The sequence below is a fragment of the Mesorhizobium sp. WSM4845 genome, from assembly GCF_055811455.1.
The window spans coordinates 307,088-332,078 of sequence record NZ_JBVVQA010000003.1; the positions used below are offsets into that span (position 1 = coordinate 307,088).

Annotated in this window: 21 protein-coding genes, 1 tRNA gene and 2 pseudogenes; 12 read left to right on the forward strand and 12 right to left on the reverse strand. The window is 59.9% G+C overall.

Annotated elements, in window-relative coordinates; translation table 11 throughout:
* Positions 1-435 precede the first annotated feature (435 nt).
* Complete coding sequence (locus AC0L2C_RS05710; RefSeq protein ID WP_128246340.1) at positions 436-1,596, reverse strand: glycosyltransferase; 1,161 nt, start codon at positions 1,594-1,596, stop codon at positions 436-438.
* A 34-nt stretch (positions 1,597-1,630) separates the two neighbouring features.
* The gene (locus tag AC0L2C_RS05715) at positions 1,631-3,289 is read right to left on the reverse strand and encodes a GMC family oxidoreductase (RefSeq protein ID WP_128246341.1); all 1,659 of its coding nucleotides are present in this window, start codon (positions 3,287-3,289) and stop codon (positions 1,631-1,633) included.
* Between the two features lie 335 nt (positions 3,290-3,624).
* Between AC0L2C_RS05715 and AC0L2C_RS05720 the strand changes: the two genes are divergently transcribed.
* A complete protein-coding gene (locus tag AC0L2C_RS05720) occupies positions 3,625-4,716 on the forward strand; it encodes a right-handed parallel beta-helix repeat-containing protein (protein ID WP_128246342.1) in 1,092 nt (363 codons plus the stop codon).
* Positions 4,717-4,753: 37 nt separating this feature from the next.
* On the opposite strand, the gene AC0L2C_RS05725 is transcribed toward AC0L2C_RS05720, so the two are convergent.
* The 9 genes and pseudogenes from AC0L2C_RS05725 to AC0L2C_RS05765 all read right to left on the reverse strand — a co-directional run.
* Positions 4,754-5,158: a recombinase family protein gene (locus AC0L2C_RS05725; RefSeq protein ID WP_128246343.1), complete on the reverse strand. Its 405-nt coding sequence runs from the start codon at positions 5,156-5,158 to the stop codon at positions 4,754-4,756.
* Positions 5,155-6,345, reverse strand: coding sequence for a glycosyltransferase family 4 protein (locus AC0L2C_RS05730; RefSeq protein WP_473522929.1), 1,191 nt, complete (start codon positions 6,343-6,345; stop codon positions 5,155-5,157). Before AC0L2C_RS05730 ends, AC0L2C_RS05725 begins: the two co-directional genes overlap by 4 nt.
* Before the next feature lie 256 nt (positions 6,346-6,601).
* A complete protein-coding gene (locus tag AC0L2C_RS05735; RefSeq protein ID WP_473522930.1) occupies positions 6,602-7,729 on the reverse strand; it encodes a glycosyltransferase family 4 protein in 1,128 nt (375 codons plus the stop codon).
* A gap of 76 nt (positions 7,730-7,805) precedes the next feature.
* Positions 7,806-9,104 (reverse strand): polysaccharide biosynthesis/export family protein, encoded by a 1,299-nt coding sequence (locus tag AC0L2C_RS05740; RefSeq protein ID WP_128246346.1) that lies wholly within the window; start codon positions 9,102-9,104, stop codon positions 7,806-7,808.
* Between the two features lie 307 nt (positions 9,105-9,411).
* The gene (locus tag AC0L2C_RS05745; RefSeq protein WP_128246347.1) at positions 9,412-10,722 is read right to left on the reverse strand and encodes an O-antigen ligase family protein; all 1,311 of its coding nucleotides are present in this window, start codon (positions 10,720-10,722) and stop codon (positions 9,412-9,414) included.
* Between the two features lie 8 nt (positions 10,723-10,730).
* Positions 10,731-12,554: a Wzz/FepE/Etk N-terminal domain-containing protein gene (locus AC0L2C_RS05750; protein ID WP_128246348.1), complete on the reverse strand. Its 1,824-nt coding sequence runs from the start codon at positions 12,552-12,554 to the stop codon at positions 10,731-10,733.
* Between the two features lie 11 nt (positions 12,555-12,565).
* Complete coding sequence (locus AC0L2C_RS05755) at positions 12,566-13,885, reverse strand: oligosaccharide flippase family protein (RefSeq protein ID WP_473522931.1); 1,320 nt, start codon at positions 13,883-13,885, stop codon at positions 12,566-12,568.
* A 163-nt stretch (positions 13,886-14,048) separates the two neighbouring features.
* Positions 14,049-14,855, reverse strand: a complete 807-nt coding sequence (locus tag AC0L2C_RS05760; protein WP_128246350.1) for a WecB/TagA/CpsF family glycosyltransferase — start codon at positions 14,853-14,855, stop codon at positions 14,049-14,051.
* A 170-nt stretch (positions 14,856-15,025) separates the two neighbouring features.
* Positions 15,026-15,133 (reverse strand): annotated as a pseudogene (locus tag AC0L2C_RS05765) (bifunctional Delta(1)-pyrroline-2-carboxylate/Delta(1)-piperideine-2-carboxylate reductase); the annotation flags it as partial.
* Between the two features lie 184 nt (positions 15,134-15,317).
* On the opposite strand from AC0L2C_RS05765, the gene AC0L2C_RS05770 reads away from it, so the two are divergent.
* From AC0L2C_RS05770 to AC0L2C_RS05805, 8 genes and pseudogenes are all read left to right on the forward strand, one after another.
* A complete protein-coding gene (locus AC0L2C_RS05770) occupies positions 15,318-15,926 on the forward strand; it encodes an SIS domain-containing protein (RefSeq protein ID WP_287062397.1) in 609 nt (202 codons plus the stop codon).
* Positions 15,923-17,191 carry an HAD-IIIA family hydrolase gene (locus AC0L2C_RS05775; RefSeq protein ID WP_473522932.1) on the forward strand — a complete coding sequence of 423 codons (1,269 nt, stop codon included), beginning with the start codon at positions 15,923-15,925 and terminating at the stop codon, positions 17,189-17,191. Before AC0L2C_RS05770 ends, AC0L2C_RS05775 begins: the two co-directional genes overlap by 4 nt.
* Positions 17,184-18,239: an NAD-dependent epimerase/dehydratase family protein gene (locus tag AC0L2C_RS05780; protein WP_128246353.1), complete on the forward strand. Its 1,056-nt coding sequence runs from the start codon at positions 17,184-17,186 to the stop codon at positions 18,237-18,239. The genes AC0L2C_RS05775 and AC0L2C_RS05780 overlap by 8 nt, the downstream gene beginning before the upstream one ends.
* A gap of 33 nt (positions 18,240-18,272) precedes the next feature.
* The gene (locus AC0L2C_RS05785) at positions 18,273-19,355 is read left to right on the forward strand and encodes a GHMP family kinase ATP-binding protein (protein WP_473522933.1); all 1,083 of its coding nucleotides are present in this window, start codon (positions 18,273-18,275) and stop codon (positions 19,353-19,355) included.
* 103 nt (positions 19,356-19,458) lie between these two features.
* Positions 19,459-19,992 carry a dTDP-4-dehydrorhamnose 3,5-epimerase gene (gene rfbC / locus AC0L2C_RS05790; RefSeq protein WP_128246355.1) on the forward strand — a complete coding sequence of 178 codons (534 nt, stop codon included), beginning with the start codon at positions 19,459-19,461 and terminating at the stop codon, positions 19,990-19,992.
* A 46-nt stretch (positions 19,993-20,038) separates the two neighbouring features.
* Complete coding sequence (locus tag AC0L2C_RS05795) at positions 20,039-21,376, forward strand: NAD(P)H-dependent oxidoreductase (RefSeq protein WP_128246356.1); 1,338 nt, start codon at positions 20,039-20,041, stop codon at positions 21,374-21,376.
* Between the two features lie 325 nt (positions 21,377-21,701).
* The gene (gene gmd / locus AC0L2C_RS05800) at positions 21,702-22,772 is read left to right on the forward strand and encodes a GDP-mannose 4,6-dehydratase (RefSeq protein WP_128246357.1); all 1,071 of its coding nucleotides are present in this window, start codon (positions 21,702-21,704) and stop codon (positions 22,770-22,772) included.
* A gap of 15 nt (positions 22,773-22,787) precedes the next feature.
* A pseudogene (locus AC0L2C_RS05805) lies at positions 22,788-23,011 on the forward strand (NAD-dependent epimerase/dehydratase family protein); the annotation flags it as partial.
* Here the strand turns inward: AC0L2C_RS05805 and AC0L2C_RS05810 are convergent.
* Positions 22,930-23,127, reverse strand: coding sequence for an nSTAND1 domain-containing NTPase (locus AC0L2C_RS05810; RefSeq protein ID WP_353685231.1), 198 nt, complete (start codon positions 23,125-23,127; stop codon positions 22,930-22,932). The pseudogene AC0L2C_RS05805 and the gene AC0L2C_RS05810 overlap by 82 nt on opposite strands.
* 63 nt (positions 23,128-23,190) lie before the next feature.
* On the opposite strand from AC0L2C_RS05810, the gene AC0L2C_RS05815 reads away from it, so the two are divergent.
* The 3 genes from AC0L2C_RS05815 (at position 23,191) to AC0L2C_RS05825 (ending at position 24,652) form a co-directional block, all read left to right on the forward strand.
* Positions 23,191-23,370: a hypothetical protein gene (locus tag AC0L2C_RS05815; RefSeq protein WP_287062408.1), complete on the forward strand. Its 180-nt coding sequence runs from the start codon at positions 23,191-23,193 to the stop codon at positions 23,368-23,370.
* A 49-nt stretch (positions 23,371-23,419) separates the two neighbouring features.
* On the forward strand, positions 23,420-23,950 hold the full coding sequence (locus tag AC0L2C_RS05820) for a recombinase family protein (RefSeq protein WP_473522963.1): 531 nt from the start codon (positions 23,420-23,422) through the stop codon (positions 23,948-23,950).
* A gap of 625 nt (positions 23,951-24,575) precedes the next feature.
* A tRNA-Arg gene (locus AC0L2C_RS05825) sits at positions 24,576-24,652 on the forward strand.
* Positions 24,653-24,991 lie beyond the last annotated feature (339 nt).

A 24,991-nucleotide genomic window follows, 5' to 3' on the forward strand; every position in this document is an offset into this window, starting at 1 on the left:
CACCTGCGTTCAAAGCCGCATCCATCCACCATGTCGTGACGACCGCCCCCTCCTCCGCTGAAAATCGCCGAAATGCCTAGCGTGACTGCATCCGCCGCCTGCGGTGATTGCCCCTTTCGAAGTTCGATTGCCGTGGTTGCGGCAGCACTCGGTTCTTGGAGTTGAGAGAATGGCAGCCACACTGTGCGAATCCAATTCGGCATAAGCTCTAACCCCAAAGGGCAGAGCCGGCGGACACACGACCTTCTCCTTGCCCGCTTCCGGCGCCTGTTAGCTCTTCGGAGTAGCTCGAAATGAAATGCTCTCGCGCGCAGCACTGGAGCGGGGGGACGCTCCGACAGAAGCAACCGGTTCGGAACTGCCGCTCTTTCTCATTGTTTGAGCACCGTTTGAGCACCGAACCCGAAAGCGGTTCCCGCTTTCGGGCCCGATCGTCTAGGCGAGCGCCATCGCATCGGCGGCGATCTGTCGCAGCAGGGACTTGCGAATATGGAGTCGCGGGAACGGCTCCATTCCGATCGTGACAAGGATGTGCTCCCAACGGTAAACCCAATCGTGCATCTCTAGGCAACGGACCGCGTTTGTCCTGCGCAACAATTCTGTGCGGCGGGGGTTTGCGTCGAGTTCGCCAATTACGTCTGCGACACTGCTCGAGTCTGGTGATACCTCGATCACCGCGTCTTGCCAGTCAAAGTGCTCACCGAATTCGGCGCATTGCGGCGCGGTCCCAAGCATGACGGCGCCGCCCGCGGCCCCTTCGAAGAAACGGGCAGGCAGCACCTGCTCGCCGGCAACCGTGACGGACTTGGAGTTTGCAAGTGCCGCTGGACTGAAAGCCATGAAGTAGCGCGTTCGCCTGATGATATTGGCGAGCAGCAACCGATGCTCATGCCAGTCCCTGACCCGGGAATCTGTGCTTGCGAGCGTGTCGTAGAGATAGAAGAAGTCCCGCTCTTCGGCCAGCTTCAGAAGCTGTCCGTGTATCTTCGCGGCTCGGTTGCCGATCGAGTATACGTCGATCACGCGTTTGACCGGCGACAGGTACGGCGTTGCAATGAGGCCGTCGACAGCCGTGGCAAGAAAGGAACAGGGCGTGCGGGTGTATTGAGGCAGGCGCGGTATGCACGCGCTGTGCAACAGGAACACGTGGTCGAACTGGTCCAGGAGCTTCAGATATTGGCGGTCCTCTTCGAGCGTGCTCGACCAGAGTTCGAACAGATACGCGACAGCAACCTTGCAGCGGCCGCGCCAGTTGTGGATCCGAGACAATTCAACAAGACTTTGCGGGCTCCAAGCGACGAAGAAGAAAAGGTCATAGTCTTGGGTGAGCCGAACAGGCTCCATGGTTGGTGCGTTCCTCAAGCCTAGCCCTTTGCGAATCGCGCTCGTCAGTCTGTTGAAGTCACGCTGGACGTTGTGAGGATCGTGCTTTGGCAAGACGGCGTGAAAGTATCTCGTCAGGTAGTTGTCGATGCCGGGGGCGATCAGATCGGCATCCTCGCATTCGGCAACGATGCGGCAAAACTCATACGCCAACGCAAAGTGAGCCCGGTCCTTCGCATTGAATTCAGAGGCAACCAGTGTACGTCTCTTCAAGGAATTCTCCCGGCAGTTGTCGGCCGACTTTCAACTATTCGGCCGCCGCAGGTTGGCCCGGCGCATGGCGCTCCAGTGCCGGGAGAGGTTGCCGACCCAGGATCATGTCTGCTGCCTTTTCCGCGATCATAAAGACAGCGGCCGAAGTGTTGGCCGAGGGAACGGAGGGCATGATGGAAGCATCAACGACCCTCAGGCCCTTGAGGCCGTGGACCCGCAACTGGTGGTCCACGACAGATTCAACACTGTCGGACGGGCCCATCCGGCACGATCCGCACAAATGATAGGCGGTCAGCCCGATTTCGCGGGCAAACTGGAGCCGGTCGGCGTCGTCCGTTATTTTCGGGCCGGGAAGCTCTTCCGTGCAGTTGTAGCGCCTTAGCTCGGGGGCCCGAAACAGCTGCTGCACAGTCCTCATGCCGTTAATAACGACCTGTCGGTCCTGATCATCGGCGAGATAGTTGGGCTGGATGAGCGGAGCTTGAAACGGATCTGCCGAGACCGCCCGAACATGTCCGATGCTCTTCGGCCGCAACTGATAGTAGCCAAGCTTGATGACCGGAAACCGCCGCGCGCCGTGATCGGTATAATTGCCCAGGGCAAGGTCAAGCTGGATATCGGGGGTGGAGTGAAGATCCCGCGAGTTGGCGAACCCGTAGACGAGCGACGGGCTGACGGCGAGAAAGTTCGGGCGGCCCAGCATCCATTTCGCTGCCTCGCGCAAGAGGGCGACGCCGTGTCCGCTGACCGTTTCGATGCCCTCCACCCGGGCGATCACATGGACGATGTAATGGTCCTGAACATTTGCACCGACACCGGGCAATTCGTGCACGACCGGAATTCCAAGGCCGGAGAGCATACTCGCAGCACCGACGCCTGACAGCTGCAGCAGCTTTGGTGAGTTCGCCGCGCCAGCGGAGAGGATCACCTCCCGACGGGCCTTCACACAGCTCGTGGGATGACTCGGCCCTCCTCGTGCATATCGAACGCCGATGGCACGCTTTCCCTCGAACAGGACGGCAGTGGCCTGCGCGTTCGTGCGGACGTCCAAGTTCTTCTTTCTGGCGACCGGCCGTAGGAAAGCCCGCGCTGCGCTCACGCGCCATCCGTTGTCGATATAGCGCTGATAGTAGCCCACGCCGGCCTGGCTTGCTGAATTGTAGTCGGGATTACGCGGGATACCGGCATTGAGCGCGGCCTCGATGAATGCATCACATAGTGGATGTCGCCAATCGCAGTCTGTAACTGGAAGCAGTCCGTCCGTCCCGCGGTAGAAGGGATCGCATGTCCCAAGCCTCCGCTCGGTTCTCTTGAAATAGGGCAGCACGTCGGCGTAGCCCCAGCCTCGATTGCCCTGGAGGGCCCACTCGTCGAAGTCCGCCGCCGCGCCGCGGTTGTAGTTCATGCCGTTAATTGCGGTCGAACCGCCTAGTGTCTTGCCCTGCGACATCGGAATAGAACGGTTGGCCGTCCCCGGACTAGGCTCCGTTTCGAACTGCCAGGCATATTTCGGATTCGAGGATGTCTTGTAGAGTCCCGCCGGAATGTGCAGAAGGATGCTGCTGTCGGCCGGCCCCGCCTCGAGCAGGCAGACCGTATTGGTGCCGTCAGCCGCCAGACGATTGGCCAAGACGCAGCCTCCCGCCCCGGCTCCGACGATCACATAGTCAAAGACGTCCGCTTCAACCGACATCGCCTCGCGCTCCGCTTATTACCAGCTTCGGAGAATGGCAGGGAATCCGGCAGATGGCACTTTGCCCATCGGAATTAAGCCTTATGAAGGGCTTTCGCGGCGGGTGGAATGGAGAGATGGTGTGCGGAGTCCTGTGCGGGCATAAGCCTGCCGCCGATGTGCATTCTTCGGGAACCTACGCCGCTGGCGCACAGGGGAAATGGGGATGCCTGACGACAACCTAGCCGAAGAAGCCGCCTTGCCGAGAGGTGGGGTTTATCTGCATCTCGTTGGCCACCTCGACGTCTCCGCACAAGCCGAGTCGACGTTTAGCACCCGAACTGCTGATAGATTCCATGTCGCGCGGCCGGCAGTCTCTTGAATCCCCGCGCCTTGACCGGCGCCGTCTCCTTGCCGGGCTGCTGGCGCTGCCTGCCTCGGGTGTCGTCGGTGCAGCGGTGCATCCTGCCCAGGGGGGATCAGGCGGTAAATGGTTCGGGGGTGCCGCCTCCTTTCTGCGTCCAAGCGGACCCGTGCTCACGCGCGCGGATGGGCAGATCATTGAAAATCTTGACATTTACGCCCCCCATGACAACGGGATCACGGCACTCCATCAGGGCGTCATCGTCCGCAGCTGCCGCATTCGTCATGCCATGGGCAGCGGGATATACGCCCGGGGAGCAGCCGGAATACGCTTGCAGGATCTCGAGATCGATCATGTCGGCGTTCCCCCCTCGGGGACCGGACCAAGCCAGAACCGCAACAACATAGAGCTGGAAAGCTGCCCCGATGCGATCATCATCCGTGTCAAGGCGTCCCGCGGCTCCTCCAATATCTACGTCGTCGACTGTCCGGGCACCCAGATGAGCTTCCTCGAACTCCACGACGCGCGCGGGCCGTTCCCCCGTGGACAGAATGTGCAGTTCAACCTCTCTCCGGAAACGAGCCTGGAAGAATTCTCGGCCGAGAACGGACCCACCTCCTGGACCGAGGACAATATTTCCGCCTTTCACTCGGATCGCTGTACAATTCGACGTGGACTCGTCTTCTACAACAACAGCCCCACGGGCGCTGGCGTCATGTTGGAGGGAAGCTTCAATTGCCGGGTCGATGACGTCGATGCCGTTCAACAGGGCAACGGCGCCTTCTCGGCCGTTCCGCAGGGTAAGGTCGGCAGTGGCGGTTGCTCGTTCAACCGCTGCCGGAGCCGGGACACCTACAATGGGCCACGGGACGGCAGGGACGCCCCGACATCCAACGGCCTGTCGTTCCATACCCGGATATCAGAAGGCGCTGAAAAGCACAGTGTTAGGGACTGCTGCGTCCACGCGCTCGCCAATCCCCGCAACATCATCTGGCAAAGGGCGGCCGTGCATGCCGGTTGGTCCATCGAGCGCAAGGTATTTGATCCCAGACCGCCATTGCGGCTTGCCTTCAACTGGCAGTGAGCAGCGAGTGCGCTGGTGCGTTGAATCCGACCAGGCCCTACCGGCGACGACGCCAAAAGAGAAGCAGGTCTGACAGCATTGACCGCGACGGGGACATCCCAAGCGTCCAGAGAGGCGCTGATGCAAGAATCATGCGTCCCGTCGTCGTGCTCGTATCGATAGGTGTGTCGACGATGCGAAGACCGACATCCTTGGTGCCAAGCCTTTCGATGAGCGCCAGCACTTCGCGGGTTGTGCGCGCAACACGGTACGGCTTCGTGATCGCAATCACGTCTCCTTTCCCGGCACATGCGATCGCCCTCTCCAGCTCCGGCGTCGAACCGAATATGCTGGTCTTCTCGCAGAAGAAGTTCTCGGCTCCCAAGCGGGCAAGATAAAGCTTTTGCGCCTCCAGCCTGGCAGCGGGTTCGAAGGTGTTGATACGACAGTAGCCGATGATCATCGCATTCCCCAACCGTAAGAAGCTTTCAGGGAATGGGATGTAAGGAGCCCGACAAGCCGCTGACGCGCGAGCCGCGGTTCGTCAGTCCCTTTGTCTTCCTCCCCCTTCACCGAGATTCCGATGTTGGACCGCAATCCGGAGGGGTTCGCGAGCTCCAGATATTGCTTTGCAACACTGTGAGCATCGAACTGTCTAACCCTCTCGCGGGCACCCGCCGACAAACGCGACCAAAGGTCATCATCGTCCAGCAGCGCCTTTAGCGTTGCGGCCATCGCCTCGGGCTGTGGTTCGACCACTGCCCCATTCACGCCATCCGCGAGGAGATCCCGGCTGAGCCTTGAAGTCCCGACGATGGGTGTGCCGCTGGCGATCGCCTCCATCACCGTTGCTGAGGCGACAGGAACCGTATAGCGCGTGGGGAAAGCGGCGACGCGAACGCGGCTGTGTAGCTCGCGAACGCGTGCTCCCTCTGCCATGCCGAGAAGGACTACGTGCCGCCTTATCGGTTCAGGAAGAGCATCGACCGCCTCCCGCACCGGTCTTGTGATGTCACCCGTCACGTAGAGCCGTACGGAAGGGTCGTTGAGGGCGCCGAATGCCCGAATCGTCGCCTCAGGCACCTTGTAGGGCGAGGTGCCGGCATGGAGGATTGCCCGCTCGCGCTCTGCCAGCCCACGAGACGCATATGACTGGCGATCGATGCATTTGGGAATTTTCAGGATTTGGTCCCTTGGCAGGCCAAGATCTCGCACCAGTTCCTCCTGAAGCTCGGTCGTGGAGGCGACGACGTAGTGGCAGCGCCGCATGCTCGCGCGTCGAATGGCTCGCCATGCTGCCGCAAGCGCCCCTTTCCGTCTCTCGAGATCGTGAACGATCTGGACGATCGTGCCACCCAGCGGTAGCGGCACCGTCTCGCTGTGGATGACAAGGTCCGGCCGGAACCGATTGATGATACCGATCGCCCGCAGCCATGCCGCGACTGAGGCCGGTCCGGTCAAAGGCGTGCGGCTCAATCCGATTATCGGCAACTCGAGGCGAGGCGAAAGAAGTCGCTGAAATTTTGCGGGGCTTTCGAAGGTGCCGACCACGATCTGCACCTGGTGCCCCAGTTCGAGCAACGCCTGGGCAAGTGCCACAATGAAGATGCTCACACCATCAGGTGAATCCAAAGGTTCGCGCCGGGTCAAGACAATGCGCATTCGATCAAACTGTCACAATAGGTGCCTGCGGGCGGCCTCAGCCTCCCGTTGCACCGTGTTTCGGCAATGGAAGCAAAAGAGGAACTCTCCGAAGTATGCGAGGCGGCAGGATCGATCCTCGGGGAAATCGATAAACGAAAAATGGGGAGTACCCCGGCCCGCACTGCGCTCGTTGACGCGTGAAGCTTGGTCTGCCCTATGGGCAGCCCTGGTCGGTTCCTGCCGGCGCATGTTCCGGCCCACCTCACGACACCGCCGCGAAGGCCCGGATCCGGCGCCTGACCAGGGGTTCATAGATGGCCATCAGCCGATTGAAGTTTGCTTCGGGCGTGTACTGCTCCTGATAGGCGGCATAGGCCCGGCCTGCCACTTCCTCCAAGGCAGATCGGTTTGAAAGCGCCCAGCGCACACGATCGGCCAACGCGCCGGCATTGCCGACAGGAACGACAAGGCCGGTGACGTCTGGCTCCACGACCCCTTTGATCCACGGCAGATCCGAGCAGATGACCGGCAGCCGGCTTGCGAAGGCCTCGATGACTGTCATGGGAAACAATTCATACCCTTTCGACGGAAAGAGCAGGAATGCTGCAGCATGCATCTCTTTCAGCACCGTCTCGCGCGACTGACGCCCGAGATATTCCACGCGCTCGCACGCAGATTGCTCGACAAGCGGGGCCAACGGCCCGTCGCCGATGATCCGCAGCGGATAGTCGATCTCCTTCCACGCCTCGAGCAGCGTGGCCACTCCCTTGTGGTGCTCATCCAGTCGTCCGACGAACAGCCCTCCATTGCGACGAAGGTCACCGAAGATCGGCGGCCTGGCAACAGCGTTGGGCTTGACGACGATGCGTTCGGCCGGCAGGCCGCCTTCCACAAGCTTGCGCCTGGCCCAGTCGGTGAGGGCAATGAATCGCTCGACCTTGCGGGACCAGGTGCCGACTCTCTTGTGAAACTCGACCATTGCGGCAAGGGCGAGCGTGCCCGCCAGGGAATTCCTGTAGACCTTCTTCGGAACAGTCCACCAGCAGGCGTGGCGGAGACTTCGCTCCCGAAGCCTCTCATCGGGATAAAGCAAGGAACTGGGACAGAGGATCCTGAAATTGTGCAAGGTCATTACTGATGGCACGCCGGCCTCGCGGCACGCATCCAGGATGGAGGGGCTCAGGAGAGGAAAGAAATTGTGGATATGGACGACATCCGGTGAAAATTCCGCCAATTTTCGGGACAGTGCCCGCCGTGAATGAGAGTTGTAGACAACCCCCAGGGCGGTAGAAATCTTCCGCGCGACCCGCACGATATCGTCATTCGTGGCGGAGAACAGCTCGACCTCGACCCCATTCTGCTTGAGGCACGCGAGCTCCTCCCGAACCACGCTGTCCTCTCCGGCCCTTATCTGGTAGAAATTATGAACCATTAAGACGCGCATCGCAGTCCGCCCCGTCCGAATCTCAATTCGGCATCCCGGACGCCCGTGGCGACGACGCGACGGCTCCGGAAAAGTCGACCTTTGGCAGAACGACCTCCACAACGTCGCCGGGCGCAAGCCCGAGATCTTCGCTGCCGGGGAGCGTCTCGGCGCCCTGCTCTCGCTTTCTATGGACCGTTATCTCGGGCCGACCCGCGGCTATCAGCAAGGTGGATTGCGCTTGACCTGTAAGCGCCAGCTTCTGCGCGGTACCCTCAAGACGCGCCGAGATCTGGGCCAGATTCATATAGGCCTCCTGTAGCTCTCCCAAGGCCGCGATTTGTCGTTCACTGTCGATCTTGTTCATCTGTCTGACATATTCGCCGCGCTGGCGCTCGATGTTCGATGCCTGGACGATCGTATCGAGCAGTTGGGTTGATGACATAAGCACCGCTCGACGGGCTTCAGATAGGCGCGTGGTCGGCGCCAGGCCCTTCTGAAACAGCGTCCTGACGCTCTCGTAATCGTCGGCGTCGGCCTGGCTTCCCTCTTCGTCCTTCTTCTTCTTTTCAGACAGGAGGCCCAGTTGCAGGTTAGTCTCCTCGACAGCACGTCGCAGAAGCTCCTTGTCCTTTTCACTGTCTGACAAACGAGCTTCGATATGCGCTGTTGCCGTTTGCTTCAATCGTTCGGCGAGCGCCTCAGGCACCGGCACGTTTTTGACATGTTCGACTTCTTCGCCGAGTTCTGTGCGAAGGCGCCAGATGCGAGCCTGTTCCGTTGCGAATTGCGCCCATAGGGCTTTGTACTCGGAACGGAAATCGGCCGCTTCCATGAGCGGATTGGCGATGCGAACCTGGGCAGCGCTGTAGCCCCCCGCAACCGCCACGGCCTGTCGGACGGTCATACCCGGCCGGAAGATGTACTCTCCCGGCTTGGCCACATCACCATTAACATAGATGGGCCGGTATTCGGCAAGCGAAACGAAGACCTGGTCGGTCTGGATCAGGTGCGTTACTTCACGGCCGTCCGCGGTCCCCCGCTGATACTGCTTGCTGGCGAGACTGCCAGCGATTATTTCCTGCGCTTGTTGAATGGAAAGGCCGCTGACTTGAACCGCTCCAACCAGCGCCAAGTTCACTTCGCCGTCCACTCCGATCAGCAATCGCTGCCTGAAATCCGGAATACCAGGGACCGATACTTCCAGCGTGTCTCCGGGCTGTAGCGTGTAGTCGGCAAGTGCCGCTGTCGGAATCAGAGCGATGGCGCCAGCGAACGAGGCGAGGCGGGTCGAAGCCATGGTCATCGACAGCGCCGACAACAAGGATCTCAACAGCTTCATGGGTTCCCCCAACGGGTTGCCCCCGTATCTCTACGGGCGACTTAGCACGGGTTTCTCCGGCGCGGGCGAACCTGCGCAGTGGATGGCTCTATGCTACCAGAGGAGCCATAGCCGAGGCCGAGGCAAAATGGCTGGCTCGCTGGCTCTTTCGAGGCACTCCTCATGGAAGCGGCACGGCGCCGCCGCAAGAGCGGGCACATCAGCGGACGGCTCTCCTGCTCCTGCCGCGCCAAAATCGGTACAAAGCGATCCCCTTCTACCGAGACCGATAGCCCGCCGATGTCGGGTGGGCCGCATCCATGTTCCGTCAGATGTATGAACAAGCGCAATGCTGAGTTCGACCCGGTTCAACTGGAGGGGGTTCGACAGCCAAGGCCGGAACGCTGGCGCGAAGTGCAATCAAATAGCCGTATGAGAAACCAACTCCCACAATCTGTACAGGGCTCTCCAGGACTGGATTGACGAACATGGCGAGGAAAATCGTGATGAAGACTGTGGACGCATGATTGCGAACACCGCGTGGCAGTCGATTTGGCGGGAAGGCCACCAAAATGGCAGACACGATTAAAATGAAACCAATGACCCCCGTCCGCAATATGGCTTGAAAGAACGAATTGTGAATTCCGGTCGAGAGTATCTCAAGCATTTTGGCGTGCGTAATATTCCTGGTGTCGGGAAGAAAGGTAATATCCTCGAACCCGGGAAACTCATATCGCCATCGGACCGATTCCTTCCCAAATCCGATGCCAAATCCGTATGTATCCGCAAGGGATGCGAGTGCGTCCGAAATGAACTCGAGTCGGATCCCGGAGTTCGGGTCCAGAGCAAAGGTTTGAGGTATAAAGTTCAGCCCGACGGCATAGGCCGAAGTCAGTGCGGTCGCCAGAGCTGCGGCCATCAACCGGCCGGGCACGCCAATTAGGATGACGATCATCGTGGCCGCGAGCACCTTGAACTGAGCCAAGGGGCTGGCGAGGGCTATTCCCAATAAGAGCAAAATGCCGCCGTATCGGCGCCAGTCGTTCGTCAGAAAAATACCGCCTGCAATGAAAAACATGGCAATGACCATGTTATTGATCAGCGAACCATAAAGAATCGGTATCGTGGCTTGCGGAGATGCGCCCTGATATTGCACGTCCTGCTGAAACATCACCGCCGGCGCGACAACGAGAGATAGGAACAGGAAAACGGGTGCACCAAAAAAAGCATTGCCGCTCATCAGCCTGCGGCGGAAATAAGCCTTGGATGCCCATGCGACGGCGAAGAATCCTACAATCGGGACGATTTGCCTTATGACTGCTTCTTGAAGGAAGTGAACCTGCCAGGAATCCGGCATCAGCCCGTATCTGGACAGCAGGGCAATGAAGAGGCAGAAGGCGGTGTAGACCGCCAGCAGACGAGGCGGCACCGTCTGCCGCAGCACGGCATAGGCCAGACAGACACCGACCGGGATCACTACGAAGAAAGGGCCAAGCAGGCGCAGGGATATTGCGAGGGCGCAGGCCAGCCAAATGCCGGAGAGAAAGAGGGTGTAGTCGAGCACGTCAGGGGAATGGCTGCAAACGAGGTCGACCGGCTCTGAACCCTTCCTGCGTGACAATGTCGCTGGCGAGGTCATGACCTGTGTCACCGGTTAGGACTGAAAGCCTTCACGAGCCAGATTGGTCCGCGTGGGTTCCCGCGATCAGTGCGGCGGCGCACGGCGAAGGATGGCGCACGGTTGATCCTGGTCAAAATTACTGCCGAGAGTTTCTCTCTAGGGATGATGCGCAGGATTCCTTCGAGATGGTCCGCGAAAGTGAGGCGTGCCTTTAGCACCAGGAGGACCTCGCTGAGGACGCCCATGGCCGCTTCCAGATCAGCGGTGCGGTCGGTGCTGTGAAAATCAACCACTATACAACTGTATTCTTGCTGCAGATGCTGGAGTGCAGCGGAGATCGAGAGCGAGGCATTCAAGTCGGAGATTGACCCCGTGGGCCTGAGAACCAGAACTTCCAGCCCTTCCTGATCCGCGGGAATGGTGGCAAACGCCCTGGCGAGCTTGCGACCTGGCTCCGCGTTCAGCATTGGCTGGTCCATTGATGGCTTTTGCCAATTGGCATCAACGAGCAGTGTCTTTTGCCCGGTCGCCGCAATGACCCTTGCGAGATGAACCGCCACCGTGGAGCTTCCGGACTTGCCGAGGGGTGAAGCAACGCCGATTACAAATCCGCCTTGGCGGCCCTGAACTCCGCGCATCCGGGTGGCAATCTTGCTCACTTGGCGGCCCTGAACTCCGCGCATCCGGGTGGCAATCTTGCTCAGCGAGCTGTGAAGCTCGGGAGCGTCCTTTGAGTAGACGGGCTGCAAAGACTGCTCGCATGGCCACACGACATTCCACCTGCGGCGGGGAATTCTGGGGATCCCTACAATCCGATCGAGGCCGGTCGACCTGTGCACATCCTCGACCGTCATCAGGCGGTGGTTCATTGCCTGCCTGATCAATGCATGACCAACGCCGGCAATCCCACCGGCCATAGCGGAGAGCGCTACCATCAGGACCGTTGGCGGCCAACTGCGTTGGCGAGGCGGTTCGGCCGCGGTGATGACCCTTGCGCTCGGGATCAGCGACGAGGCGCTAAAATCGGAGTGGGTCCGCTGCAGAAGGGCATTGTAAAGCGAGCGATAAACCTCGGCCGCGCTCTGCTGCTCGCGGAAAAGGACTCTTGCCCTCTCCGCAGATTCAGGGTCCGATGGGAGTTTCTTCGGTGATTCGGTCACAAAAGCCTTTTCCCGAAGTTCCGCCAGCCGCTTGTGCAGATCAGATGTTTCTTCCGCGCGAGCCGCCTGCCGGCGTTCGCGCTGACTTCCGATGTAACCGCCGGCGATCGCGTTCGCGAGCATGGCCGAGAACTGAGGATCGGAAGAGGTGACCCCGATCTCGACGGCGCGGGAGGAACCCAGCTGATGAACGGAAAACGCGCGCCTCACAAGGACCATCGCCTCATGCCGAATATTTGGCTCCGCCGTCGGCAGTTCGGTGCCGAAGAGAGACGCCAACTGGCTCCGCACATAGCTGGAGATCCGCGCGCGCAAGCTGTCATCCATCACAAACTCTTCGTCTTCCGCTAAGCCAGTGTGGTCAACAACGCGTCCGACGACCTCGTCCGACTGAATGACCTGTATCTGGCTCTCTACATAGACCCGCTCATCTGCCTCAGCTTCGCCCGGTTGCGAAGCGGGCGGAGATGAAAGGAGGATTGTCGCATAGGCGGTGTAATATCCAGGCGAAAGGACCGCATATGCGCCGCCGATACCAAGGCTCACAACTATCCAGAGGAGGCAAAGGCGCCAACTGCTTCGAACAAATCTCAAGATGTCTTTCGCGGTCAGCTCGTCGCGATCCTTGGGGGGGATCGGCTGATGAGGAGACCCCGACGGCTGAAGGACAAAGTGATCAGTGGCGAACATACTATGCTCTCCTACGACCGGAAACGATCGGCGTCGTGCTCCAACGGCGCGGATTGGGACGCCGGCGGACATCCTGGCACCCGGCCTGCGTCGCAAGCCGCCGCCGTGCGAAGGGCGGCCGCTCCGCCAATGAGGAAGAAGCCGGCTGAAACCACCAGCACGACGACTTCCTTCGCCACCAGCGCATAAACAATGGCTTGCTCCGCCATGACGAAAGACAAAAAATATGTGGCCACCAGGAATACTAGCAGACCGGATACGTTAAGGACGGCCCATTCATTTTCATAGCCGTAACTAAACATGAATATATTTGCTGTGAATGTATTTATGTTCATCAGCAATGGTATAATGGCCATTGCGCGCACGATAGGTATCGCCCCTAAAAATTCATCTCCGAAGAGGATCAATATTATATATGGGGCAACAAAGAACATTCCAATACTCATCGCCGTTCCGCCTGCTACGGTGAATAGTGATATCCTTATCAGTCGTATCCCGGCAGCCGGGTCGACATGAGCGTAGTATGAAACCCTCGGTATGAAGGTATCCATAAGCAACTTGAAAAATACCCGCGCGGCTAATAGGAATTTTTCGGCGACAGAATATTGTCCGGCTGCGACATAACCTTCGAAATGCCCGACAAGGGCGACGGGGAGGGTGAAGAGGGCAGTCTCCACGGCTAAGAAGAGGAATCCCCTCCAGCCGTTGCGTAGCTGCATTCCAATCGTCGAAAGCGTCACGGACCTGAAGCCGCCGAACCCGATCGGAAGGATGAAAGGTAAGCAGATGACGCCACTGACGACGGGAACTGCGCTCTGGATGGCAACGGCGAGCGCGACCTGGTCAGGTGATGCGACCATGGCGACGAAGCAGACGAGCGCCAGAACGCGAGCAACAACCACCGCGACGGCCGCCTGCCAGGCGCGTTCCAGGCCGACGAAGAGCCAGGCCGGAAAAATAATGCTGCCGGCGGCCGAGAGCATCGCGCACAGGAATGTCGGCCTACTGAGCGCCAGGACGTCGCCGGCCAGCACAAGGCCAACCAGGCATACGGCAACGAACAGCACTGCCTTGGTGGCCATGACCTGAGCAACGAGTGACGCGATCTCCGCCGGCTCGTAACGAAGGGAAGCAACCCTGCGCTGCGCGGTCCAATGAAATCCATAGGCTACGACGGAGGCAGCGAGTTGACCGATGGCGAGCGCATACGCGTACTGCCCGAAACTCATGGGTCCGAGGACGCGCCCGGCATAGGGCAAGATGATCAGCGGCTGCAGGACGTCGGTGACATGCAGGACAGCCAGACTGGCGGCCTGTTTGCTCAGAGTCATGGTAGCCTCCAGTCAGGTGCCTGTCGAGGCAATGCAAACCACACCGTCCAGATATGGGCAGCGCCGCCTCCCAGCAGCAGCGCCGAAGAACAGCCGCCCGTGAAGGAGTTGGCGCAGATCAGCAATACGGCGGTCCGAGCGTGTTCACTGGTTCGGCCTCCCTCTAACCGTCACGAAGTCTGTGCCTGGGAAGCAGCAACGCCTGCAGCAAAGCCAGGATGAACAGGCTGTTCGTCACGAGATACCTGCTCGCCAGGCGGCGGGGATCCTGGAGGAGCCGGTGCAGCCATTCCAGCCCGCTCTTCTGCATCCATTGCGGCGCCCGCTTGACGTCTCCGGCGTGGAAATCGAAAGCTGCTCCTACCCCCAACATGACCGCATTGATCCGGCCGCGATGCGCCTGCATCCAGCTTTCCTGCTTGGGACATCCGAGTCCCACCCACACGATCCTCGCACCGGACTGATTGATCATTCTGACCACTGCCTCATCTTCCTCGGCCGACAGAGGGCGGCGCGGAGGTGAGTAAGAGCCCACGATGTTTATGCCGGCAAACTCGGTTCGAATGCACCCTCCCAGACGCTGGAGGGTGCCCGGGCTGCCGCCGTACAGGAACATTGCCGTGCCGAGTTCCGATGCCCTCCGGCAACAAATCCACATCAGGTCCGGTCCGCTGATGCGCGGCTGATCCGCGTGTCCCTGCCGCCTCAGCATCCAGGCCACCGGCGCTCCATCCGGCGCGACAAGGTCGGCGCTATCCATCGCTTCGGCATGGGCGCGATTGCGGCGGGCGGTGACGACACTGTGGACATTGCACAGGAAAACCGTTCGGCTCTCCCGCCGTAGGGCCCAGTCGAAGACACTGTTGACTGCCTGCGCCAAACCCAGGGCGTGCACGGGTACCCCAAGCACTTGCTCGCGCAACTGTCCCTGATCGATCGCGTGTCCCTGATCAATCGCGAGACCTGTCATGCCACACCCTCGATTGCTGCTATAGGTGAGCCATCATCACAGCGTGCGAGCACTTCGAGTTCAATTGCTATTCCGAACGGGAAGCTGGCGGGCGGCGCGCTCACCGGAGGTAGCCAAAAGGAATATCCCTTGTTCTCTCCGTGGTGCCGAAAGAGCGCATGAAATGCGCAGCCCGTCGCGCCGTCGAGCAGGAGGTAAAGCCCCATCACCGCGGGTTTGCCTACGGCATTGTTGTCAGGCGACACTGTGACGATCTTGACGCCGATATGGCCGCCTGCCGGCCGCAACGGAGAGAACAAGGGATATTCCTTTTAGGTACGTCCGATGGGCGCCGCCCACCAGCTTCCCGTTCGGAATAGCAATTGAACTCGAAGTGCTCGCACGCTGTGATGATGGCTCACCTATTGCAGCAATCGAGGTGACAGAGCTCGCGATCGATCAGGGAGTGGTGGGATGTTGCAAATGTTCGCGGATGATGCCCTCTGGTTGCAGCCTAAGGATTTCACGCAGGATTATCTGGCATCGCTGTGCATCGCATTGGCGCAGATCGATACGGATGCCGTGCAGGAGGCGATACAGATGCTGCGCGCCGTACGCGATGCGGGCGGCACAGTCTTCGTCGCCGGCAACGGCGGCAGCGCAGCGACCGCCTCCCACTGGGTCAATGACCTCGGTAAGGCCACGAAGCGCTCGGGAAGGCAGCCAATCCGGGTCATGGGCCTGACAGACAACGTCTCCTGGATGACGGCGCTCGGCAATGACGAAGGCTACGAGCGTATCTTTGCCGGCCAGATGGAGAACTTCGCCAAGCCGGGTGACGTGCTCATAGTGATTTCAGCCAGCGGGAACTCGCTTAATCTCGTGCGGGCAGTCGAACTCGCTCGCGAAAGGAAGGTAGCCACGATCGGCATTGTCGGTTTTGACGGCGGCACGCTTAAAGAGCTCGTCGATCAGCCAGTATGGGTGCGGTCTGAAAAAGGCACCTACGAACTCGTCGAGGACGCCCACGCCGCGATCTGTCATGCCATCACGCGATACCTCGTCGCCGACCGACCGGAGCGCGGTCAATGAATATTGTCCTGCCGAGCTCTCCCTGCCTGCAAAACGCAGATGTCGAGGGCCGCACCTACAGCCGGCCGCGCCAAGCGGTCATCCTGGCCGGCGGGCGTGGCACGCGCATGCGGCCGATCACACTCGACCGCCCGAAACCAATGGTGCCGGTGCTCGGCCGCCCTTTTTTGGAATACCAGATCGAACAGCTGCGGCAGGAGGGGTTCGAAAGGGTTCTTCTTCTACTCGGGTATTTGCCCCATGTGGTGATGGACCACTTCGGCGACGGCAGCAGGTTGGGCCTCAGTATCGAATATGCCGTCACCCGTCCCGACGACCTCACCAGCAGCCGGGTATCAAATGCCCGTCACCTCATAGATCCCTGCTTCCTGCTGCTGTATTGTGACAATTACTGGCCGATGCGCATGGAGCGGCTGTGGCAACGCTTCTGTGCGGCCGGCAAGCCTGGAATGATCACCGTCTACAGCAACAAGGACGGCTATTCACGCGGCAGCGTGATCCTTGATGCGGACGACAATGTGACCGTCTTCGACCGGCTCCGCACCACGCCCGGGCTGCAGGGAGTCGAGATCAGCTATGCCATACTGACCGATCTCGCACTCGAACTCCTGCCCGACGAGGACACCCTCTTCGAGGAGGCCATCTACACCCCGCTCGCGACGCAGCATCGCCTCGCCGGCTTCGTGAGCGAGCACCGCTATTACAGCGTGGGCTCGATCGAGCGTCTACCCGCGACGGAGCGCTTTATGAGGCGCGAAAAAACCATGCTCGTAGATAGGGACGGCGTACTCAACTGCAGACCGCCACGGGCTCAATATGTGTGTTCATGGGACCAGTGGGAGTGGGTTCCGGGTGCAAAGCAGGCGTTGGCCCTTCTGAACGAGGCCGGCTACCGCATAGTCGTCATCTCGAACCAGGCAGGGATAGCGCGCGGAGCGATGACCGCCGCTGATCTCGAGGCGCTTCACCAGCGCATGTGCGCCGAGTCCGAAGCCGTCGGCGGCAAGATCGCGGAGATCTACCACTGCCCACACGGCTGGGACGACGGCTGCGACTGCCGCAAGCCCAAACCCGGCATGCTGTATCAGGCACAGCGCGACTTTGATCTCGACCTCACACGCACACTCTTTGTCGGCGATGACGATCGTGACCGTCAAGCGGCCGAAGCCGCGGACTGCCTATATGCGCAAGTAAGCGAGCAATGCTCGCTTCTGGACCTCACCCGTGAACTCCTTTCGAAAGCGGAGCAGGGCAGACATGAATGAACCAACACGCGTTCTCGTCACCGGACACAATGGATATCTCGGTTCTGTCATGGTGCCCGTGTTGCAGAGGGCGGGCTATGAGGTGGTCGGGCTGGACATGGGATATTTTCATGCGTGCACCCTGGGAGCCGACAATACCAGTGTGCCCGAGATCACAAAGGATCTGCGCGCCATCGAACCCCCGGATCTCCAGGGCTTTGACGCGGTGATCCATCTGGCGGCACTCTCGAACGACCCGATCGGAAATCTCAACGCGGATTGGACGAGGCAGATCAATGCGCAAGGGACAGTTCGTCTGGCCACGATGGCCAAGGCGGCCGGCATCCGGCGGTTCCTATTTTCCTCCTCCTGCATCATGTATGGCATGTCGAAAGCCGCCGTCGTCGACGAAACCGCCCCGCTGGCGCCGCAGACAGAGTACGCAAGATCGAAGGCTGCTGCCGAAGAAGCGCTGCGCGCGCTGGCGGACGACCGGTTCTCGCCCGTCTATTGCCGCAACGGCACCGTTTATGGTCTCTCGCCGCGAATGCGCTTCGACACCGTGCTGAACAATTTCATGGGCAGCGCCTTCACAACTGGACGTGTCGAAGTCCATAGCGATGGCACGCCATGGCGGCCCGTGGTTCATGTCCAGGATGTCGCGCGCTATTTCAAATTGATGCTGGAGGCGCCGCTACAGGACATCCACAATGAGGCGTTCAACATGGGTGTTGAAAGCCTCAATCTTCAGGTGCGCGAGATAGCAGAGATCGCCGTTGAGGCCGTCCCCGGCGCGCAGCTCACAATGACACCGAAGCCGGGCGCGGACCAAAGGACCTACAAGGCGGACTTCAGCAAGTTCTCACGGAGTTTCCCGGATTTCGAGTTTCAGTCGACGGCGCGAAAGGGAGCGCAGGAGCTTTATGAGGCGTTCCGCTCGATCGCACTTAGATTTGAAGACTTTACCGACAAGCGCTTCACGCGGCTGCGCTGGCTCGATCATTTGCTCAAGGCGGGGATGCTCGATGATCAGCTGCGCTGGCGAAACGCACAGCCGCGTGTTGCCTAATTTTCATTCCGTTGATTTTCGTGAGGGCAAAATATGGAACAGCTAGACGATACCAAAGCCGTGGGGCGCCGCTCAGGACTGGACCTTCCGACCATCATCGACCGCGCTGCACAGCGTCTACCGTCTCTCGTCCTGACGCGCACTCCTTTGCGCGTCAGTTTTGCTGGCGGCGGTACCGACCTGCCCGATTTCTACAATCTCGATTGCGGCGCGGTCTTCAGCGCGGCAGTGGACAAGTACATCTATGTCACCGTCAAGCGTCACAGCGAGATCTTTAATGAACCCATCCGCTTGAACTATTCACAGACAGAGCAGGTAAACACCATTGGGGAGATCAAGAACAACATCGCTCGCGAATGCCTGCATTTCCTGGAGATCGAACCGCCGATTTACATCTCGACGGTCGGAGACATGCCGGCCTCGACGGGCATGGGGGGGTCGAGCTCGTTCACGGTGGGACTGCTCAACGCCCTGCATGCATTCCGGGGAGAACGTGTCACCCCTGGCCAACTCGCCGAAGAGGCATGTCACATCGAGATGCACATCCTCAAGGAGCCGATTGGCAAGCAGGACCAGTATGCCGCCGCGTTCGGGGGCATGAACCTGTTCCGCTTCCAGCCTGGCGGCGCGGTAACGGTCGAGCCGCAGCGGGTGCGCAATGGCGCCGTCGAACATCTCTTCAGCAACCTGATGATGTTCTGGACATCGCATCAGCGACCGGCCAGTTCCGTGCTGGCAGAGCAGAAGGCGAACACGTCAAGCAATCTCGATACGCTCAGGCGGATGCGGGACGATGCCTTCATGCTTCAGGAGATCTTTTCGGAGCCCATCATCGACATAGAACGCTTCGGTGCCGTCCTTCACGCAGGGTGGGAGATGAAGCGGAGTTTGGCGTCCCGCGTGAGTAACGCGGCGATCAATGGCCACTACGACCTCGCCAGGGACGCAGGTGCGGAAGGCGGCAAGCTGTGCGGCGCCGGCGGCGGCGGGTTCCTTATGTTCGCGGTCAAGCCGGAACGCCGGGAAAGCGTAAGACGCGCACTTTCACACCTAGCCTATGTGCCTATCGGCTATGAAGTCCACGGCTCGCGGCTCTTGCATCCGGCGCAAGTCTAATGCCGTCCCGCGATCGCACAAGCGGATCGCCGGCGCGAGCAACCATCAGGAGAGCGTCGGAGATGCGACCCGACGTAACACTCATTTGATCAATGGATCTACGATGGTTTTCACAAAGACCGATATTCCCGGCGCCACCCTGGTGGAACTGCAGAAATTCGAAGATGAGCGGGGCTTTTTCGCTCGCGGCTGGTGTTCGCGGGAATTTGCCGAGCAGGGACTTCCGGATCATGTCGTGCAGATGAATATTTCATACAACAGGCACAAGCATACACTGCGCGGCTTCCACTACCAGCTGGCTCCCCATGGCGAGGACAAGATGCTTCGCTGCATCCGGGGCAGTCTGTACGACGTGCTGATCGACCTGCGGCCCGAGTCGCCCACCTATAAGCAGCACCTCACTGTGGAACTTTCCGCGGCGAACCAACGGATGCTGGTGATACCGAAGGGCTGCGCGAACGCCTTTCTCACCATTGAGGACCACACCGAGGCCACGTATCTCGTCTCCGAATTCTATGCACCGGCAGCCGAACGCGGTGTTCGTTGGAACGATTCTGCTTTCGCCGTGAAGTGGCCAGTGGGTGAGCCGGCGGTGATCTCAGATAAGGACCGAACTTGGCCGGACTACGCCGAATGACCTTTCTCGGCGACGAACTTGCGGGAGCGCTACAGAGGAGACGCAAATGTTCATCGTCGACCGGGCGTTGGAGTTGCTCCAGGCTGAGGGGCGTCCAATTCGCGTGGGTATGGTGGGGGCCGGTTTCATGGCCCGAGGCATCGCGATGCAGATGCTGCGATATGTTCCGGGCATGGAACTCGTAGCCATTTCCAACAGACACGTGGAAAAGGCGCGAGAGGCCTATGCCGCTGCAGGCGCGGACGATGTGACGGAGGTGACCAGCACCAAAGCGCTTGAGGATCTCGTGGCCCGCGGCCGCCGCGCGATCACGGCGGACCCGATGCACATTTGCGACGCCGAAGGCATCGACATCGTCGTCGAGGCGACGGGCGCGGTCGAGTTCGCTGCCCACGTCACAATGCAGGCGATCCGGCACGGCAAGCATGTCGCCCTGATGAATGCCGAACTCGACGGCACGATCGGCCCAATCCTGAAAGTGTATGCCGACCAGGCAGGCGTGGTCCTCACCAATGTGGAGGGGGATCAGCCGGGCGTCATCATGAACCTCTACCGTTGGGTCAGGGGCCTGGGCATACGTCCCGTGCTTTGCGGGAACATCAAGGGCCTGCACGATCCCTACCGAAATCCGACGACCCAGGAGGGATTTGCCAAGAAGTGGGGGATGAAGGCCCCGATGGTCACCTCCTTCGCGGACGGCACGAAGATCTCATTCGAGAACGCCATCGTCGCCAACGCCACAGGCATGCTGGTTGCCAAGCGCGGCATGTACGGGCCTGTGGTCGAGCCCGGGACCCCGATCCAGGAGGCGGTCGGCTGGTATCCGCTCAATCAGCTCCTCGAGGGGCCGGGGATAGTTGATTATTGTGTCGGCGCCATGCCCAACCCTGGCGTCTTCGTTCTTGGCACCACAGAGAATGCCGTCGAGAAACACTATCTGTCACTCTACAAGATGGGCCCCGGGCCGCTCTACTGCTTCTATTGGCCTTATCATCTATGTCATTTCGAGGTGCCCTTCACAGTGGCGAGGGCCGCGATCTTCCGCGATGCTGCGATTGCGCCCCTGGGCGCACCAACCGTTGACGTGGTGGCCGCCGCCAAGCGGGACCTTAGTGCCGGAGAGATCCTCGATGGCCTCGGACATTACATGACCTATGGCCTCTGCGAGAACGCGCGGACGGTGCACGCCGAGCGGCTGGTGCCGATCGGGCTCGCCGAGGGCTGCCGACTGCTGCGCGACGTCAAGCGCGACGAGGTGCTCGGCTATGACGACATCGAGCTTCCGATAGGGCGGCTGTGCGACGCGCTGCGCCGGGCGCAGGATCTTGTCTTCTTCCGCACCTCTGCCGCGTCACCGCAGCGCGAGGTTCTTACAACCTCTTAGTTAGCGGGATGTTCCGCAGACCGAGCCCGAGGAGGTTCGAGATGGCCGAACCGATGGCGCGAACGCTATCCGACTTTCATTACCTGAAGCATGCCGCCGCGCTCGCGGCGGGCGGCTACGTCCGACGAGGCTAGCCAAGCAGAAGGGGACGCACGGGAAGTAGCTGTGACGGGCATTGAGCGGTGGGATTACCTCCGTTTGGTGGCGTGCCTCCCACAATGACACTCTGGTCGAACAAAGCGCTTTCGCCTTTCATTTGAGGAGTGCGGGGGCGGACCGTAGGTCGACGGCGCCACCACAGCCCTCAACGATTGGATGGGACACGATGACAGATCGCATTGCGCTCATTACTGGTGTGACCGGTCAGGACGGTGCCTACCTTGCCAGACTGCTGCTGGAGAAAGGCTATACTGTCCACGGACTGAAACGCAGATCCTCCTCCTTCAATACCGAACGCATCGACGACATCTACGTCGATCCGCACGAACCGGACGCACGCTTCTTTCTCCACTACGCCGACCTGACCGATGCGACCAATCTCATTCGTATCATTCAGGAGACGCGCCCTACCGAAATCTACAATCTTGCGGCCCAAAGCCATGTCCAGGTAAGCTTCGAGACGCCGGAATATACCGGCAACGCCGATGCCCTTGGCACACTCAGGCTGCTTGAAGCCATACGCATCCTGAAGATGGAAGAGCGGGTGCGCTTTTATCAAGCGTCAACCTCCGAGCTGTTCGGCAAAGTCCAGGAGGTGCCCCAGACGGAGAAAACGCCGTTCTACCCGCGCTCTCCCTATGCGGCGGCCAAACTCTATGCCTATTGGATCACGATCAATTACCGTGAAGCGTACGGAATGTTCGCTTCCAATGGCATACTGTTTAATCATGAAGGCCCCACGCGCGGCGAGACGTTTGTGACCCGCAAGATCACACGTGCGGTTGCAGGTATCGAGCGAGGCTTTCAGTCCACCCTCTATCTTGGAAATCTGGACGCGAAACGCGACTGGGGGCATGCTCGCGACTATGTGGAGGGCATGTGGCGGATTCTTCTGCACGCCGAGCCTGACGACTTCGTCCTCGCCACGGGCGAAATCCATTCGGTGCGCGAGTTCGTGGAACGTGCCTTTCGGGCAATCGGCCGTGTCATCGTCTGGGAAGGTAAGGGGGTGGACGAGATCGGCCGGGATGGCAAGACAGGAGAGATCCTCGTCCGAGTCGACCCACGCCATTTCCGTCCGACGGACGTCGATCTCCTGATGGGAAATCCGGCGAAAGCCCGCTCAAAGCTCGGCTGGTCGCCTAAGACGACGTTCAGCGACCTCGTGGCGGAAATGGTGACCGCCGATCTGAAACGTCTGGAGCGAGAGAGCTGGCACATGGACAGTAGCGTCTAGAGAGGGCCAGCGGTCATGGACTACACTTATCGGCTCGACGCAAAACGGATATTCGTGGCTGGCCACCGCGGCATGGTCGGCTCGGCTGTGGCGCGGCGATGGGAGAAGAAAACTGCAAGGTCCTAATGGCTCCGCGCGACGTTCTCGACCTTCGAAATCAGGACGCCGTGCATCGCTGGATGACAGAAACCACGCCCGACGCCGTGGTCCTTGCAGCAGCAAAGGTCGGCGGGATTCTCGAAGCGAATGTCATCCGGCGCAGGCGCGGCCACAACCCCGCTCGCAGGAACGACGACTTGCCAGCTCCTGAAGCGCCGAGAACCACGAGCGCCCGCTCGGCGCCGGCATCGCGCACATAACATGCACGGCTGCGGCCGCTCTCGATGCGCGCGCCGGTGGCCTGGATAAAACCTTCAACTTGCTCGTCAATCTCGGCGGGCTCACCCTCAACGTGCTTTTGTCCTTTGCCCAGTTCGGGCGAGAGGTCACAGCCGAGCGCATTCGCGACAACGTCGCTGCGGCGAAGAAGAAGGGTATGTGGATGGGCGGCGTGGTGCCGCTGGGCTATCGCGTCGACAATCGCAAGCTGGTAAATTGACGAGACCGAAGCACAAACAGTCAGGCACCTGTTCGACCGCTATCTCACCCTGAAGTCGGTTCGGGATCTTGTCGATGAGGGTGCGAGTGAGGGGCTCTCGACACGGCTCCGACAACGCAAGGACGGATCAGTTACCGTCACCATGCCGTTTGGTCGCGGCAATCTCTACCACCTTCTTTCGAACCAGATCTACATCGGCAAGATCAGGCACCAGGATCAAGTTTACGATGGTGAGCGCGAGCCGATCGTCACGGCGGCAATGTTCCAAGAGGCCCAGGCACTGCTCGCCTCGCAAGCGCCACGGCGGCGATTCCAATGTCTCGCAACCTCATCTGCTGACAGGTTTGCTCTATCACGAAGCTGGCGAGAAATTGCGATCGGTTCATGCCAACAAGCAAGGTGTCCGCTACCGCTACTATGTCTCGAAGCAATTCGTCGACCGACGGCGAAACGAGTCCGAAGGCTGGCGCCTTCCTGCGCAGGCTGTGAATCGGCAGTTGAGCATCGCCTGAATCGAAACGCGGATCGTGCTTACAGACGGATCCCACAGCGACCGAGAACCCGATGGCGCTTTGATTGACCTTCTGCGTCGAGACCAATTGTACCTAAAACAACTTACGGACGGAGCTAACCGAAGCCTCACCGACGTTGCCATCCTCAACGGCACCGTTGCATCTGAGGTGAGCCGCCTCCTGCCCTTCGCGTTCCTCGCCCCGAAAATTGCTGCAAGCATCGTTGCGGGTGATCAACTGTCGAACTGACGGCGCACAAGCCCTCGCGGGTCTCTGACCTGCCGCACGCCTGGAGTACCCAGGCCACACTCCTCGGCTTCTGACACAATCCGGCGTGCATCTGGCTGATCAGCCAACCATCGCTTTGGCAAACACTTGGCTACGGAATTCGCCCGACAGAGACGGACGGCCAAAAGACAGGTGTTTTGGACGCTCACTGCGGAGTCTCAGCCAAGTGTTGGCTGCTACTCGGCGCTAACCCGGAAATGTCGTAGCTATTTTGAGACGGGCGAAAAACCCGGAAATCCGGCTGACTGAATGGTGGGCCCGGAGGGCGTCCTAGAAACGTTGATTTCATTGACTTTTTCGTGGGCCGAAATCAGAAGTCTTCCCGCATCGTTCCGTATGGTCCCTCACGCCGGCCATGACCTCGAATTCGTGCCCCTGCCGATGCGATTATGTGTCGGGCCGCTAGTTCCCGTAGCCCAACGGGATAGAGTAGCAGATTCCTAATCTGTAGGTCACAGGTTCGATTCCTGTCGGGATCACCAATAAAATCAACGGCTTAAATGCCACCGCTGCTCTTTTCATGTCGCATCATGTTGCAATTGGCTACCGTTTATTTTCAATGACTTACAGAAGCTGTCGGCAGGTCCATGCGACACGGGCGCGACATGAAACACTTGCAAAAGTCCGACTGCCCTTTCACGGCGGTGACAGGGAGATCTTCGGCCCCGATAAGGGACCGGAAATGCACTAAACTGGCGTACGGGGAACCGTACCGTGGGTTCGAATCCCACCTCTTCCGCCAATCGCTCACCGTGCAGAGCCTCTTTGAAGGCGTGAATCGTGGTTCGAGCCCATGAGCGGGAACCAGCAATTTGAAGCAC

Coding starts and splice junctions, on each gene's coding strand:
- AC0L2C_RS05715 (WP_128246341.1), bottom strand. CDS start 3,289: ATGTCGGTTGAAGCGGACGTCTTTGACTATGTGATCGTCGGAGCCGGG.
- AC0L2C_RS05720 (WP_128246342.1), top strand. CDS start 3,625: ATGTCGCGCGGCCGGCAGTCTCTTGAATCCCCGCGCCTTGACCGGCGC.
- AC0L2C_RS05725 (WP_128246343.1), bottom strand. CDS start 5,158: ATGATCATCGGCTACTGTCGTATCAACACCTTCGAACCCGCTGCCAGG.
- AC0L2C_RS05740 (WP_128246346.1), bottom strand. CDS start 9,104: ATGAAGCTGTTGAGATCCTTGTTGTCGGCGCTGTCGATGACCATGGCT.
- AC0L2C_RS05745 (WP_128246347.1), bottom strand. CDS start 10,722: ATGACCTCGCCAGCGACATTGTCACGCAGGAAGGGTTCAGAGCCGGTC.
- AC0L2C_RS05750 (WP_128246348.1), bottom strand. CDS start 12,554: ATGTTCGCCACTGATCACTTTGTCCTTCAGCCGTCGGGGTCTCCTCAT.
- AC0L2C_RS05755 (WP_473522931.1), bottom strand. CDS start 13,885: ATGACTCTGAGCAAACAGGCCGCCAGTCTGGCTGTCCTGCATGTCACC.
- AC0L2C_RS05760 (WP_128246350.1), bottom strand. CDS start 14,855: ATGACAGGTCTCGCGATTGATCAGGGACACGCGATCGATCAGGGACAG.
- AC0L2C_RS05770 (WP_287062397.1), top strand. CDS start 15,318: ATGTTCGCGGATGATGCCCTCTGGTTGCAGCCTAAGGATTTCACGCAG.
- AC0L2C_RS05775 (WP_473522932.1), top strand. CDS start 15,923: ATGAATATTGTCCTGCCGAGCTCTCCCTGCCTGCAAAACGCAGATGTC.
- AC0L2C_RS05780 (WP_128246353.1), top strand. CDS start 17,184: ATGAATGAACCAACACGCGTTCTCGTCACCGGACACAATGGATATCTC.
- AC0L2C_RS05785 (WP_473522933.1), top strand. CDS start 18,273: ATGGAACAGCTAGACGATACCAAAGCCGTGGGGCGCCGCTCAGGACTG.
- rfbC (WP_128246355.1), top strand. CDS start 19,459: ATGGTTTTCACAAAGACCGATATTCCCGGCGCCACCCTGGTGGAACTG.
- AC0L2C_RS05795 (WP_128246356.1), top strand. CDS start 20,039: ATGTTCATCGTCGACCGGGCGTTGGAGTTGCTCCAGGCTGAGGGGCGT.
- gmd (WP_128246357.1), top strand. CDS start 21,702: ATGACAGATCGCATTGCGCTCATTACTGGTGTGACCGGTCAGGACGGT.